The sequence below is a fragment of the Thalassolituus sp. UBA3500 genome (assembly GCF_002377545.1).
Classification (GTDB): domain Bacteria; phylum Pseudomonadota; class Gammaproteobacteria; order Pseudomonadales; family Oceanobacteraceae; genus Thalassolituus.
Genome location: NZ_DFQB01000024.1, coordinates 115,072 through 129,484, shown reverse-complemented (window position 1 = coordinate 129,484; position 14,413 = coordinate 115,072). Strand labels below are relative to the sequence as shown.

Here is a 14,413-nt window from a genome sequence, read left to right as displayed (position 1 = left end):
GGTATGATCGCAACCCTTGTTTGTCGCTCTGTGAGCGGCAACTCCATTCAAAGGAAATCCGCCGTTGGCGGGAGAGAGTACAGGCCCGAGTTTATATGAGTGACTTAGCCAAAGAAGTTCTGCCAATTAATATTGAAGACGAGCTGCAGCAATCGTACCTGGATTATGCGATGAGCGTAATTGTGGGTCGGGCACTGCCTGATGTCAGAGATGGCCTTAAGCCTGTACACCGCCGAGTGTTGCACGCTATGAACATTCTCGGTAACGACTGGAATAAGCCTTACAAAAAATCAGCACGTGTTGTTGGTGATGTGATCGGTAAGTATCACCCGCACGGTGATTCTGCGGTTTATGACACGATTGTCCGCATGGCTCAGGACTTCTCAATGCGCTACACCCTGGTCGATGGACAGGGTAACTTCGGCTCAGTCGATGGTGACTCTGCTGCGGCGATGCGTTACACGGAAATCCGAATGGAGAAGATCAGTCATGACATGCTGGCTGATATCGATAAAGAGACCGTTGACTGGGTGCCGAACTACGATGGTACCGAGCAGATTCCTGAAGTACTTCCTACCCGTATTCCGAACCTGCTGGTAAATGGTTCGTCGGGTATTGCTGTCGGTATGGCGACGAACATTCCGCCTCATAACCTGACGGAAGTACTGAATGGCTGCCTCGCCTTAATTGATGATCCAAATCTGACCGTCGATGACCTGATGGAGTACATCCCAGGGCCGGATTTCCCAACGGCGGCATTTATCAACGGCCGTGATGGTATCGTTGACGCATACCGAACGGGACGAGGTCGTATTTATCTTCGTGCTCGTCATCAGTTTGAAGAAGACGAGAGGAACGGCAAAGTTTCCATCGTTTTCACTGAAATTCCCTACATGGTCAACAAAGCTCGACTGATCGAAAAGATCGCTGAGCTGGTTAAAGACAAGAAGATAGAAGGCATCACTGAGCTGCGTGATGAGTCTGATAAAGATGGTATGCGGATCGTTGTTGAACTACGCCGCGGTGAAATGCCAGAGGTTGTGCTGAACAACCTGTTTGCTCAGACCCAATTGCAGGGTGTTTTCGGTATCAACACCGTTGCCCTGGTCGATGGCCAGCCTAAGACTTTGAACCTTAAGCAACTGCTTGATGCGTTTGTTAAGCACCGCCGTGAAGTTGTTACAAGACGCACAATTTACGATCTGCGTAAAGCGCGTGAACGTGGCCATATTCTCGAAGGTCTTGCTCTTGCTCTGGCCAATATTGATCCGGTTATTGAGTTGATCAAGAAGTCGCCAACAGCAGCTGAAGCGAAAGAAAGCTTGATTGCGGCGGCATGGGCGCCAGGGGATGTTCTGGATATGCTGGAGCGTGCGGGGGAAGACGCTTGTCGCCCGGATGATCTGCCAGAAGAGTACGGTTTCCGTGATGGTAAATATCACCTGTCACCGGTTCAGGCTCAGGCAATCCTTGATTTGCGCCTGCAGAAGCTGACTGGCCTTGAACATGAAAAACTGATTGCTGAATATCAGCTGAAGCTCGAAGAAATTGCTGAATATCTGGAAATTCTAGGTAGTGCCGAGCGCCTGATGGAAGTGATTCGCGAAGAGCTTGAGTTGATCCGCGAAGAATATGGAGATGAGCGTCGTACAGAGATCATTGCACAGAAACGTGATCTGACGATGGCTGACCTCATTCCTGAGGAAACTCTGGTTCTGACGCTATCACACACGGGTTATGCGAAGACTCAGCCGATGGATGCCTATCAGGCACAGAAGCGCGGCGGTAAAGGTAAGTCGGCGACGTCGATGAAGGATGAAGACTTCATTGAGCATCTTTTGGTTGTTAACAGCCATGACACCGTTCTCTGTTTTACAGACGCTGGTAAAGTGTACTGGTTGACGGTCTACGATATCCCTCAGGCTAGCCGCAACTCTCGCGGTCGTCCTATTGTGAATGTGCTCAATCTGTCTTCTGAAGGCGAGCGCATCACTGCAATTCTGCCGGTGGAAGAATACCGTGATGACCTGTACGTCTTTATGGCAACGGCTCGCGGTACGGTTAAGAAAACCACGCTGGATCAATTCAGTCGACCTCGTTCATCGGGCCTGATTGCCTGTGAGCTGGACGAGAACGACTGGCTGGTTGGCGTAGCCATTACCGACGGCCAGCAGGACATCCTGATGCTGAGTGATGCTGGTAAAGCCGTGCGCTTTAAAGAGTCGGATGTCCGTGCCATGGGCCGTACAGCACGTGGTGTACGTGGTATCAAACTGGCTGAAGATCAGCGAGTGATTTCGCTGATTGTGCCAGAAGAAAACGGCACTATCCTTACCGCATCTCAGCGTGGCTTCGGTAAACGTACAAATGTAGAAGAGTTCCCGACAAAAGGGCGTGGCACTCAGGGGGTCATCGCTATGGTCACTAGCGAGCGCAATGGTGCGCTCGTAGGTGCCGTTCAGGTGTTCGACGGCGATGAAGTAATGCTAGTCAGTGACCGTGGCACGCTGGTCAGAACCCGTGTCGATGAGGTCTCCGTGCTTGGGCGTAACACCCAGGGTGTTACGCTCATTAAAGTATCTGAAAAAGAGAAGCTTGTTGGTGTCGAGCGCATCTGTGATGAAGACGAAGCTGATCTTCTTGAAGGAGAGCAAGTGGACACTGCGAATGGCGTTGATTCTGATGGAGACGAAGCTGAATGACTGAACATATGAATCATCAGCCACACGACGACGAGATCGATTTGTTCGATCTTATCGATGATATTCGTGATAAATGGTACTGGCTGCTTGGTAGTCTCGTTGTGGGTGTTGCTTTGGCTATCGCGTACGCGATGACGGCAACCCCTCAATACCAGACCGAAGCAACCATTACCGAAGCGGCGCCTTCAGAACTGCTTCCATTTAATCAGCCTGCATTGCGTAACAAGCTGACTCTCGCGGCATCCTTCAAAGGTACTCAGGGTCAAGGCGCGGGAGATGAGCCCGTTACCTTAACGGATGAAGCGGTTTTTGAGCTGGACGCTGAATCAGCGTTTGCCAGTGCCCGGTCAGTATTGCGCTCGGCCTCCACAAGAAAGGCTTTCTATAATTTTTTATTAAGCCAGGCGAATGATGAGTTACTAGCACTGATATCCTCTCCAATGCTTACTGACGAACAGAATCTGGCTAATTTTTTAAAACGTTTCTCTTTTAATGATCCAGGCAAAAACGACTCGGATACTTATCTGGTCATCAAGTTCGAACTTCACAGCAGTGCTGAACTGTCACGCGATGTTCTGAACAATTACATTGCCTATGCGTTAATTCTGCATGAGGAACGTTTGAAGAATGAATTTGAGCGCAAGGTGCATGCTGAGCTGGAGCTGTATCAGACATGGGTTGATAACTTCAGACGAGTTTATGAGTCAGAAAAAGCACGCCAGATAGCCCGACTTGAAGAGGCCGCGCAAATCGCTGCGAGCATTGGCCAGAAAAAACCGTTTTACAATACAAACGATGTCGTTGTAAGCAGCGAGCCACCCTTGTATATGATGGGTGAGCAGGCTCTCCGTCAGGAAGCTGAGTTATTGCGTAAACGTTCAGACTCTGCATCTGAGGATATTTTTGTATCGGGTCTTTCGATGCTAAAAAACTATATATCTACGCTCGAAAGTATAGAAGTTGACTGGTCAAACGTTGAATTGGTCGAGCTTGATCAACCTGCGTTGTTGCCTTTAAAACCTGCTAAACCTAGAAAGCTTCTTGTGATAGCGCTGGGAGCTGTGGGTGGCATTATGTTTGGTCTTCTGGCAGCTCTGATTGCTGCGGCATCCGCCCGACATCTGAGACGTAACGAACGCAACCCTTTGCATTTTTAAGTGTGTAGATAACTATGAGTCGTATTTTTAATTTCTGTGCCGGGCCGGCTGCTTTACCTACTGCTGTGCTGGAACGTGCTGGGGCTGAGTTGGCAGACTGGCATGGCAAAGGCATGTCTATCATGGAGATGAGCCACCGCAGTAAAGAGTTCGTTGGTGTTGCTGATAAAGCCGAGCAGGACCTCCGGGATCTAATGCATATTCCGGATAACTACAAAGTTCTTTTTATGCAGGGCGGAGCCAGTAGCCAGTTCGCTATGGTGCCTATTAACCTTTTACGCGGTAAGAGCTCTGCTGACTACATTAACACCGGGCAGTGGTCGTCTAAGGCGATCAAAGAAGCGAAAAACTTCTGTACGGTGAATGTAGTGGCTTCAACGGAAGATAATAACTTTACTTCTGCACCTCAACAGTCCGAACTGAAACTCAATCCTGATGCGGCGTACGTGCATTACACGCCGAACGAAACCATTGGTGGCGTCGAGTTTGACTATATCCCAGACACGGGTGATGTGCCTTTGGTGGCGGATTATTCCTCGTCCATTCTTTCCGAAAAAATCGATGTGTCGAAGTTCGGACTGATCTACGCGGGTGCTCAGAAAAACATCGGTCCTGCTGGTCTATGTGTCGTTATTGTTCGTGAGGACTTGCTGGGTGATGTTATTGCCGGTACGCCGACGATGTTCGACTACAAAGTGGCTGCCGATAATGCATCTATGTACAACACGCCACCGACTTACAGTTGGTATCTGGCTGGTCTGGTATTCGCCTGGCTTAAGGAACAGGGCGGTGTTGAAGGCATGGCCGAGATTAATCAGCGTAAAGCAGACAAGCTCTACGGTTTTATTGATGCTAATGACTTTTATGCAAACCCGGTTGCTGTGAATAATCGCTCACGTATGAATGTTCCGTTTACGCTTGCGGATGGTGCCCTTGATAAGGTGTTTCTTGAAGAGAGCGAGCAGGCGGGGCTGATGAATCTGGCTGGTCATCGCAGTGTTGGCGGTATGCGTGCCAGCATTTATAACGCAGTACCTGAAGAAGGTGTGGACGCATTGATTGCGTTCATGTCTGACTTCGCTAAACGTCACGGGCAACAGGTCTGATCATGAATGAAGCACAGGAACTGGATAAGCTGCGCCATAAGATCGACTCGCTGGATAAGCAGATTCAGGATCTGATTAATCAGCGTGCACAGTGTGCTCAGGATGTCGCTGAAGTAAAACAGAAGTACGCATCTCCGGGTGAGAAAGTTGTCTTTTATCGGCCTGAACGAGAAGCTCAGGTATTGCGGAAAGTGATGGAGCGCAATGGCGGCCCTCTTGGTGATGAGTCGATGGCCCGGCTGTTTCGTGAAATCATGTCGCAATGCCTGGCATTAGAAGAGCCTCTGCAGGTTGCCTATCTTGGCCCTGAGGGCACCTTCACACAGCAGGCGGCAGTCAAGCATTTTGGTCATGCTGTTAATTGCGAAGGACAGGTCTCTATTGCCGATGTATTCCGCGAAGTGGCGAGTGGCGCGGCGAACTATGGTGTCGTTCCTGTAGAGAACTCGACCGAAGGTGTTGTTACCCACACGCTGGATAGTTTCTACGATTCCAACTTGCATATCTGCGGTGAAGTTACGTTGCGTATTCATCACCACTTGTTGGTGAAAAGCGAAGACCAGCAGATTACGCGAGTATACTCTCATGCTCAGTCTCTGGGGCAGTGTCGGCGCTGGCTTGATCAGAATTTCCCCGCAAGCGTCGAGCGTATCGCTGTGAACTCAAACGCTGAAGCGGCGAGACGTGCGGCTGCAGAAGAAGGCGCAGCTGCGATTGCAGGTGAAGCGGCGGCGGAGCTTTATGAGCTTGTGACTCTCCATGCCAATATCGAAGATCGCCCGGACAATACGACGCGTTTTCTTATTATTGGTCGTCAGGAGACGGGGCCTAGCGGCGATGATAAAACATCGATTATGGTTTCGAGCAGGAATCAGCCGGGCGCTTTGTATCAGGTACTCGCTCCCTTTCATGAGGCTGATGTCAGTCTGACGCGCATTGAGACCCGTCCTGATCCTTCTGGTACCTGGAATTATCTTTTCTTTATTGATTTTGAAGGCCACTGCGACGATGAAGTGATTTCTCCATTGTTGCAACGACTGCGTGATGTGGCGACAGATTACAAGTGGCTCGGTTCTTATCCTAAAGCCGTGCTTTGAGGTGAATGATGGCAATTAATTTTTCTGAACTCGCAGTTGAAGGGGTTCGTTCTCTGAAGCCCTATCAGCCAGGCAAGCCCATTGATGAGCTTGCGCGTGAGCTTGGTCTGAATGAATCAGATATCGTTAAATTGGCGAGCAATGAAAACCCTATGGGGCCAAGCCCGGCTGCGCTGGAGGCAATTCGCCAGGAAACCGCGGAATTGCACCGATATCCAGATGGTGCAGGCTTTGTTCTGAAGAAGACTCTCAGCGATAAACTGAATATTCGTTCCGAGCAAATTACATTAGGCAACGGTTCCAGTGATATTCTGGATTTCATTGTTCGCGTGTTTGTTAACGACGGCGACAACGTTGTTGTTTCTCAGCATGCATTTGCAATTTACGGTCTCGTCGCCCGGACGGTCGGTGCAGAATGCATTGCCGTGCCTGCAAAGGATTTCGGCCACGATCTTGAAGCCATGCTGGGTGCGATTAATGATCGTACCCGTATCGTATTTGTGACAAACCCGAATAATCCGACAGGAACCTGGAACACTCAGAACGAAGTTGTTGAGTTTCTGAATAGAGTGCCAGATAACGTAGTCGTTCTGTTAGACGAAGCGTATTTCGAGTACGTCGATGAGGCAGATTATCCAAATGGTCTTGAGCTTCTGGATCAATATCCGAACCTTGTCGTTACGCGTACGTTTTCGAAAGCATACGGCCTGGCATCTCTTCGAGTAGGGTTTGGGGTTTCCAGCCCAGAGCTGGCAGATTTGATGAATCGGGTTCGTCCGCCATTTAACGTTGATTCATTTGCTTTAGCAGCTGCAAATGCGGCGATGCTTGATGAAGATTATGTTCGGGAGAGTGTTGTTCTCAATAATCGGGGTATGACCTACCTGACGTCTGCGTTCGATGAGCTCGGTCTTTCTTTTATTCCTTCTGTGGGTAATTTTATCAGCTTTCGGGTCCCTGAAAGTGTCAGTGCCATGGATGTGTATTCCGGTTTGCTGAAGCTGGGCGTTATCGTTCGTCCGTTGGCAAATTATGAGATGCCTCAGTATCTGCGTGTCTCAATCGGTACAGAAGCAGAAAATGAAACATTCGTACGTGCGTTGAAAAAGGTGCTGGCTTGAGTGGCAAGCTGCTGATTCCTCGTGTTGCGGTCATCGGACTTGGACTGATTGGCTGTTCCTGGATTAAGGGGCTTCGTGTGCGAGGCTGCCTGGAAGAGGTTCGTGGGTATGACCGTAACCTTGACTCCATGCAATTGGCGTTATCAGAGGGCCTGATTGACGCATACAGTGAAAATATCGCTGATGTTGTCAGGGATGCTGATCTGATTATCATCTCTGTGCCTATCATGGCGGTGAAGAGTGTACTTGAGTCGGTGCGGGATCACGTTTCTGAATCAGCTGTACTGACTGATGTAGGTTCAGTAAAAGGGGCGGTGGCCTCTGACGTGGCAGCGGTCTTAGGCGCAAATTTCTCGCGTTTTGTATTAGGTCATCCCATTGCAGGCTCAGAAAAGAGCGGGGTGATGGCCGCCAACGAAAATCTTTATGTTCATCATAAGGTCATTATTACTCCTCAGGATCATACCGATAAAGAGGCGCTGGCTCTGGTGAGACGTGCCTGGCAGGCTGTTGGTGCGGATCTGGAACATATGTCGGTGGATCATCATGATGAGGTGTTAGCGGCAACCAGTCATTTGCCTCATCTACTGGCGTATTCCTTGGTTGATACACTGGCCAACAGTCATGAAAATAAAGAAATTTTTAATTACGCAGCGGGTGGTTTCCGTGACTTTACCCGTATTGCTGCCAGCAGCCCGGTCATGTGGCGCGATATTTTTGCTGCCAACAAAGACCACTTACTGAAGACGCTTGACCTCTTCAGTCACGACCTTTCTTCTTTACGAGCTGCGGTTGAGCAAGGTGACGCTACCACTCTGATGGGTGTGCTGACCCGAGCGAAAGCGGCTCGAGATCACTTTTCTAAAATACTTGCCCGCCGGGCCTACGTTGAACCTATGAAAACAGCTTCTATTTCTTATATTGCCAATCCGGGTAAAGCCCTTTCGGGGAGCTTCCGAGTACCGGGAGATAAATCCATTTCTCACCGTTCTATTATGCTGGGGTCGCTGGCAAATGGGACGACCGAGGTCACAGGCTTCCTTGAAGGCGAAGACAGTCTGGCGACACTGCAGGCATTTCGCGATATGGGCGTGGTCATCGAAGGCCCACATCGTGGCCGCGTTACCATCCATGGTGTCGGGTTGCACGGTCTGCAGTCGCCCCCTAATGCGCTTTATCTGGGTAATTCAGGAACGTCAATGCGCTTGCTGGCAGGGCTCATGGCTGGGCAATCATTTGATGTTGAGATGAGCGGTGATGAATCTCTCTCCAAGCGTCCTATGGGACGAGTTGCGGATCCATTGGCTCTCATGGGAGCAATTGTGGATACGGCTGAGGGTGGTCGCCCGCCATTGAAGGTCAAGGGTGGCAGTGCCCTGAAAGGTATTCACTACGATCTTCCTATGGCGAGTGCTCAGGTTAAAAGCTGTGTCTTGCTGGCAGGCCTGTATGCGGAAGGTGAAACTTCGATCACTGAACCAGCACCAACACGCGATCATACAGAGCGCATGCTGCGTGGCTTTGGCTACGACGTTACGGTTGAAGGAAGCAAGGTTACGCTGCGCTCTGGTGGAGAGCTGACGGCTACTGAAATTGATGTCCCTTCTGATATTTCTTCAGCAGCCTTCTTTATGGTGGGCGCGAGTATTATGCCGGGCTCTGATATCACGCTTGAGCATGTCGGTATCAACCCGACGCGTATCGGCGTGATTAATATTCTGCGTGCCATGGGCGGCAATATTGTTGTGCTGAATGAGCGCGAAGTGGGCGGCGAGCCGGTCGCTGATATCCGCATACGCAGTGCTCAACTAAAAGGTATTCACATTCCGGAAGATCAGGTGCCTCTGGCCATTGACGAATTCCCCGCAATCTTTGTCGCTGCGGCCTGCGCTGAAGGTGAGACAGTTCTCACTGGTGCTGAGGAATTACGTGTAAAAGAGAGTGACCGCATTCAGGCGATGGTTGATGGTCTGGTAACTTTGGGCGTCAACGCAGTTGGCACAGAGGATGGGGCAGTCATTCAGGGCTTCGGTGCTGAAGGTAAGTTTGGTGGTGGCGAGATTGACAGTCAGCACGATCATCGTATTGCCATGAGCTTCGCAATGGCTTCGCTGCGAGGCTCTGCACCTATCGTCATTCGTGATTGTGCAAACGTTGCGACTTCTTTCCCGAGCTTTGTCGAGCTATCAACTAACGCTGGTCTGGAGTTGGTCGTTGAAGGTGGTGACGGTGAGTAAGTCAGCTGAACTGCCTGTTGTTATTACTGTTGATGGTCCTTCCGGTGCGGGTAAGGGCACAGTATGTGCGATTCTGGCTGAAGCCTTGGGCTGGCACTTGCTTGATAGCGGTGCTCTGTACCGTATTACCGGGCTGGCTTCAGACCGCAAAGGCATCGCTCTGAATAGCGAAGACGAAGTTGCTGACGTCGCTGCACATCTTGATGTTCGTTTTATTCCAACCGGAACAGGCGTGCAGGTGATTCTCGAAGGCGATGATGTCACCACCACGATCCGGACCGAAGAGGTTGGTAGCCTTGCTTCGCAGGTTGCTGCGTTGCCAAAAGTCCGTGACGCTCTGCTACAGCGTCAACGTGACTTCCGTCAGGCGCCGGGCTTGATAGCAGATGGCCGTGATATGGGAACGGTTGTGTTTACTGATGCTCAGATTAAAGTCTTCCTGACAGCCTCTGCTGAAGAGCGAGGTCAGCGTCGCTACAAACAGTTGACTGAAAAGGGGATTGATGCTAGTTTGCCCGCCCTTATCGAAGACATCCGGGTTCGCGATGAACGCGACAGCAACAGAGCCGTCGCCCCATTGCGCCCAGCGAGTGACGCGACAGTGATTGACAGTACCTCTCTTTCTATTGAAGAAGTACGTGAAAACATCCTATCGCTGGTCCGCCAGGCAGGACTGATCTGAGATTAAAACCTCTGTATCTGCCAGCTTCCCGAAGGAAGTCGGTACAGAGCGTTTTATTATTAACTAACCCCAGATGCTGGCAGTCTGGTCAGCGCGAACTGCGGATAGCAGCGCGTTTTATGAGACAGGTGTATATACATGAGCGAAAGCTTTGCTGATCTATTTGAAGAATCCCTTAAAGAACTGGACATGCAGCCGGGTTCAATTGTTGCTGGTACCGTTGTTGATATCGACAGCGACTGGGTAACCGTTAACTCAGGCCTGAAGTCGGAAGCTGTTATTCCGCGCAGCCAGTTCCTGAATGACAAAGGCGAACTGGAAGTTGCTGTTGGCGACGAAACCTTCGTCTCACTGGAAGCTGTTGAAGATGGCTTCGGTGAAACCAAACTGTCTCGTGAAAAAGCTAAGCGCGCTGAAAGCTGGAAAGAGCTGGAAAAAGCTTTCGAAGCTGATGAAATGGTTACTGGTGTTATCAACGGTAAGGTCAAAGGTGGCTTCACTGTTGAACTGAAAAACATCCGTGCGTTCCTGCCAGGCTCTCTGGTTGACGTTCGTCCAGTACGCGACACCGCGCACCTGGAAGGCAAAGAACTCGAATTCAAAGTGATCAAGCTCGATGCTAAGCGCAACAACGTTGTTGTTTCTCGTCGTGCCGTTCTCGAAGCTGCTAACAGCCAGGAACGTGAAGAGCTGCTGGCTAACCTGCAGGAAGGTCAGTCTGTTAAAGGTATCGTTAAGAACCTGACCGACTACGGTGCATTCGTAGATCTGGGCGGTGTTGACGGCCTGCTGCACATTACTGACATGGCTTGGAAGCGTATCAAGCACCCAAGCGAAATCGTTGCTGTTGGTGACGAAATCGACGTTAAAGTACTGAAGTTCGACCGTGAGCGTAACCGCGTGTCACTGGGTCTGAAGCAGCTGGGTGATGACCCATGGGTGAACATCAATGACCGTTACCCAGAAAACGCTCGTGTTAAAGCACGCGTTACTAACCTGACTGACTACGGCTGCTTCGCTGAGCTGGAAGAAGGTGTTGAAGGTCTGGTCCACGTTTCTGAAATGGACTGGACTAACAAGAACATCCACCCAAGCAAAGTTGTTCAGGTTGGCGACGAAGTAGAAGTGATGATTCTGGACATCGATGAAGAACGTCGTCGTATCTCTCTGGGTATCAAGCAGTGCACCATGAACCCATGGGAAGAGTTCGGTACCAAGTTCAATAAAGGCGACAAGATCGCAGGTAAGATCAAGTCAATCACTGACTTTGGTATCTTCATCGGTCTGGACGGCGGCATTGATGGTCTGGTTCACCTGTCTGATATCTCTTGGAACGATACTGGTGAAGATGCCGTTCGTAACTATAAGAAAGGCGATGAGCTGGAAACCGTTATCCTGTCAATCGATCCAGAGCGTGAGCGTATCTCTCTGGGCGTGAAGCAGTTGGAAAGCGATCCGTTCTCAGAGTTCGTATCTGAAAACGACAAAGGCACTATCGTTACTGGTAAGGTGATCGCAGTTGACGCGAAAGCAGCGACTGTTGAAATTGCTGAAGGTGTTGAGGCAACCCTGCGCGCTTCAGAAATCAGCCAGGACAAAGTTGAAGATGCACGTAATGCACTGAACGAAGGCGACAGCATTGAAGCTGCAATCACCTCCGTTGATCGCAAGAACCGCACCATTAGCCTGTCTGTTAAGGCGAAAGACTCAGTAGCTGATAAAGAAGCTCTGAAAGAGCAGCGTGCGAAAGCAGAAGCTGAAATGACAGGTCCTACCACTATTGGTGACCTGCTGAAAGAGCAGCTTCGCGGCAAGGAGTAATCCTTAACGCTAGCAAAGAAACCCGCTTCGGCGGGTTTTTTTGTGCCTGAAAACAATGGATTGCCCACAATTGACCGTTTCTTGGGCTTGTAGCTTGCAAAACTCATCGGCTAACTGCATGATTTAACTGGAATTATCCAAAAGCTTCGTTCTCAAGGAGGGAATGCAGTGACGAAATCCGAGTTAATAGAGAGAATCGTCAGTCGCCAGCCGCAGTTGTCGGCCAAAGATGTCGAGCTGGCGGTTAAGACGTTGCTGGATCATATGTCTCAGACTTTGTCCTCTGGAGACCGTATCGAAATACGGGGCTTCGGCAGTTTCTCGCTCCATTACAGAGCTCCACGCGTTGGCCGTAACCCAAAAACGGGTGAAACAGTTGAATTGCAGGGGAAGTTTGTACCCCATTTCAAACCGGGTAAAGAATTGCGTGATCAGGTGAATGACAGTATGCCTGCATAAGTTCCGGATCTGAGGAATTAATCGGTTTAAGCCGACTCGAATACTGACATTGAACGAAGTACCCATCGACCATGCTGTCTGCTGAACTGTTCGACACCGCACTCTTATATATCCTGCTACTTGCCGCAGTAGCGTTGGGTTGGACCCTTGGCTATCGCTACGCCCAGCAGGGCAAGAAAGTAAACTACCCCGATTGGATCCCCTCCGTAGACTACCTGCTTGCCGAGAGCAATGATGCCGCCCTTGAGAAACTCATCAAAATAGATCAGATGGATGATGAGTCTATCGATCTGCTGCTTAAGCTTGGTAAGAGTCTCAGAGACAAAGGTGAGCTAGACAGGGCAATGCACCTGCACCAGAAGCTTTTTGCTCGTGCTGATCTTGAGCGCAGTGCCTTATATGCAATTCAGTTCGAACTGGCTTGTGACTACTCGGCGGCCGGATTGCTCGATCGCGCTGAGCGCATATTACGAGAGTTACTTGCAGCGAAAGGGCGAAGCTCAGATCGAGCAGCGACTCTGTTGATAGAGCTCCTCGAAGAAGAGGGGGAGTGGAGTAATATTCTTGAGCTCTACAAAGACAAAAAGCTACCGTCGACTGCTCGCCTGAATCGCCGTGTTTCTCATGCGGCCTGTGAACTGGCAGAGAGAGCACTTAAAAAGTCTGACTTCCTTGAGGTTCAGCAGTTATGTAAGCAAGCGCTGAAGATTGACTCTGCCTGCGCACGCGCTTACGTCGTTCAGGGCGATCTTGCGTTCGGTCAGAGCGAACATCGGGAAGCTGTCCGCTGTTACCTCAAGGCGGCAGAGATTGATGAAAGCAGTGTTGTTAGTGTTGTTGAGCGAATGACCGAAGCGTTCAGCGTAAGTGGCGATAAAGAGGGGCTGAAAACGCATCTTCACGATCAGTGGGCCAGGACCGGGTACGTACCTGCGCTGATGGCGTCTATGGGGGTTGTTGTTACACAGGGCACTCCCGAAGAAGCAGTAAGCAGAATTCTTGATGAACTCAGGTTGCGCCCGTCAAATCAGGGGTTTCTGGCACTCGCCGAGCTCATCGTTACGCAGCGTCAGCAGCTCGACAAGTCGCAGTTGTTACAGCTCTATGATATTCTCCGCGGCATCGTTGCAGCCGAACCAAAATTCGTCTGCTCAAATTGCGGATTTAAGGCGAAGGAACCGCATTGGCGCTGCCCGAGTTGTAAAGACTGGGCAAGCATAAGACCATTCGTACCATCGCCTGCTCAGAAAAAGCCAGACTTATGACCACAACTTCACCTATTGTCGTCGCCCTCGACTTCCCCGATATGAAACAGGCACTGGCGATGGCAGATCAACTCGATCCGTCCTTATGTCGTGTCAAAGTAGGGAAGGAGCTGTATACCGCTACTGGCCCTGCCATCCTCGAAGAACTTTACAAGCGAAGCTACGAAGTATTTCTTGATCTGAAGTTCCACGATATTCCCAATACCTGCGCCAAAGCCGTAGGCGTTGCTGCAGACCTGGGAGTATGGATGGTGAATGTTCATGCCTCTGGTGGCCAGCGAATGATGGAAGCTGCCCGTAACGAACTCGAAAAGAAATCGCACAAGCCGCTGCTTATTGGAGTAACGGTTCTTACCTCAATGGAGCAAAGCGATCTTGCCGGTATTGGTTTGGATATCCAGCCTATGGTGCAAGTAGAACGACTCGCTAAGTTAGCTCAAGCATCTGGACTTGATGGTGTGGTGTGCTCCGCACGGGAAGTCGGGTTGATTCGAGATGTCTGCGGTAAAGACTTTCTGACGGTGACGCCTGGGATTCGGCCTGAGGGTTCGGATATTGGCGATCAGAAGCGTGTGATGACGCCGAAGCAGGCGGTTGAGGCGGGTGTGGATTATATGGTGATTGGGAGGCCGGTTACTCAGGGCCAATACCCTCAAGAGAGCCTGGTTTCGATCTTTGAAACGCTGTAATCGGCGTTATATATCTTATAGGGTGTCATCGCTAGCAAGCTGATAATTTGCCAAGCATCAGATAATCAGAAGTAATT

Annotated in this window: 11 protein-coding genes; all 11 read left to right on the top strand. The window is 50.3% G+C overall.

Annotation, left to right across the window (positions count from 1 at the left end; all coding sequences use genetic code 11):
- The first annotated feature begins 95 nt into the window (after positions 1-95).
- The 11 genes from gyrA (at position 96) to pyrF (ending at position 14,336) form a co-directional block, all read left to right on the top strand.
- Entirely contained in the window at positions 96-2,702 is a 2,607-nt protein-coding gene (gene gyrA, locus B2R29_RS05625; RefSeq protein ID WP_301180159.1) for a DNA gyrase subunit A, read from the top strand.
- A complete protein-coding gene (locus B2R29_RS05620; RefSeq protein ID WP_301180158.1) occupies positions 2,699-3,859 on the top strand; it encodes a Wzz/FepE/Etk N-terminal domain-containing protein in 1,161 nt (386 codons plus the stop codon). Before gyrA ends, B2R29_RS05620 begins: the two co-directional genes overlap by 4 nt.
- Before the next feature lie 14 nt (positions 3,860-3,873).
- Positions 3,874-4,965 carry a 3-phosphoserine/phosphohydroxythreonine transaminase gene (gene serC, locus B2R29_RS05615; protein ID WP_301180157.1) on the top strand — a complete coding sequence of 364 codons (1,092 nt, stop codon included), beginning with the start codon at positions 3,874-3,876 and terminating at the stop codon, positions 4,963-4,965.
- 2 nt (positions 4,966-4,967) lie between these two features.
- Entirely contained in the window at positions 4,968-6,062 is a 1,095-nt protein-coding gene (pheA, locus tag B2R29_RS05610) for a prephenate dehydratase (protein ID WP_301180156.1), read from the top strand.
- Between the two features lie 5 nt (positions 6,063-6,067).
- Positions 6,068-7,183, top strand: a complete 1,116-nt coding sequence (gene hisC / locus B2R29_RS05605) for a histidinol-phosphate transaminase (protein ID WP_349677989.1) — start codon at positions 6,068-6,070, stop codon at positions 7,181-7,183.
- Positions 7,180-9,420, top strand: coding sequence for a bifunctional prephenate dehydrogenase/3-phosphoshikimate 1-carboxyvinyltransferase (locus tag B2R29_RS05600; protein WP_301180155.1), 2,241 nt, complete (start codon positions 7,180-7,182; stop codon positions 9,418-9,420). The genes hisC and B2R29_RS05600 overlap by 4 nt, the downstream gene beginning before the upstream one ends.
- Positions 9,407-10,102 (top strand): (d)CMP kinase, encoded by a 696-nt coding sequence (gene cmk / locus B2R29_RS05595; RefSeq protein WP_374047318.1) that lies wholly within the window; start codon positions 9,407-9,409, stop codon positions 10,100-10,102. The genes B2R29_RS05600 and cmk overlap by 14 nt, the downstream gene beginning before the upstream one ends.
- 138 nt (positions 10,103-10,240) lie before the next feature.
- Entirely contained in the window at positions 10,241-11,923 is a 1,683-nt protein-coding gene (gene rpsA, locus B2R29_RS05590; RefSeq protein ID WP_301180153.1) for a 30S ribosomal protein S1, read from the top strand.
- A 168-nt stretch (positions 11,924-12,091) separates the two neighbouring features.
- Positions 12,092-12,382, top strand: coding sequence for an integration host factor subunit beta (gene ihfB / locus B2R29_RS05585; RefSeq protein ID WP_301180152.1), 291 nt, complete (start codon positions 12,092-12,094; stop codon positions 12,380-12,382).
- 71 nt (positions 12,383-12,453) lie between these two features.
- Entirely contained in the window at positions 12,454-13,647 is a 1,194-nt protein-coding gene (locus B2R29_RS05580) for a hypothetical protein (protein ID WP_301180151.1), read from the top strand.
- Positions 13,644-14,336, top strand: a complete 693-nt coding sequence (pyrF, locus tag B2R29_RS05575; RefSeq protein ID WP_301180150.1) for an orotidine-5'-phosphate decarboxylase — start codon at positions 13,644-13,646, stop codon at positions 14,334-14,336. The genes B2R29_RS05580 and pyrF overlap by 4 nt, the downstream gene beginning before the upstream one ends.
- Positions 14,337-14,413 lie beyond the last annotated feature (77 nt).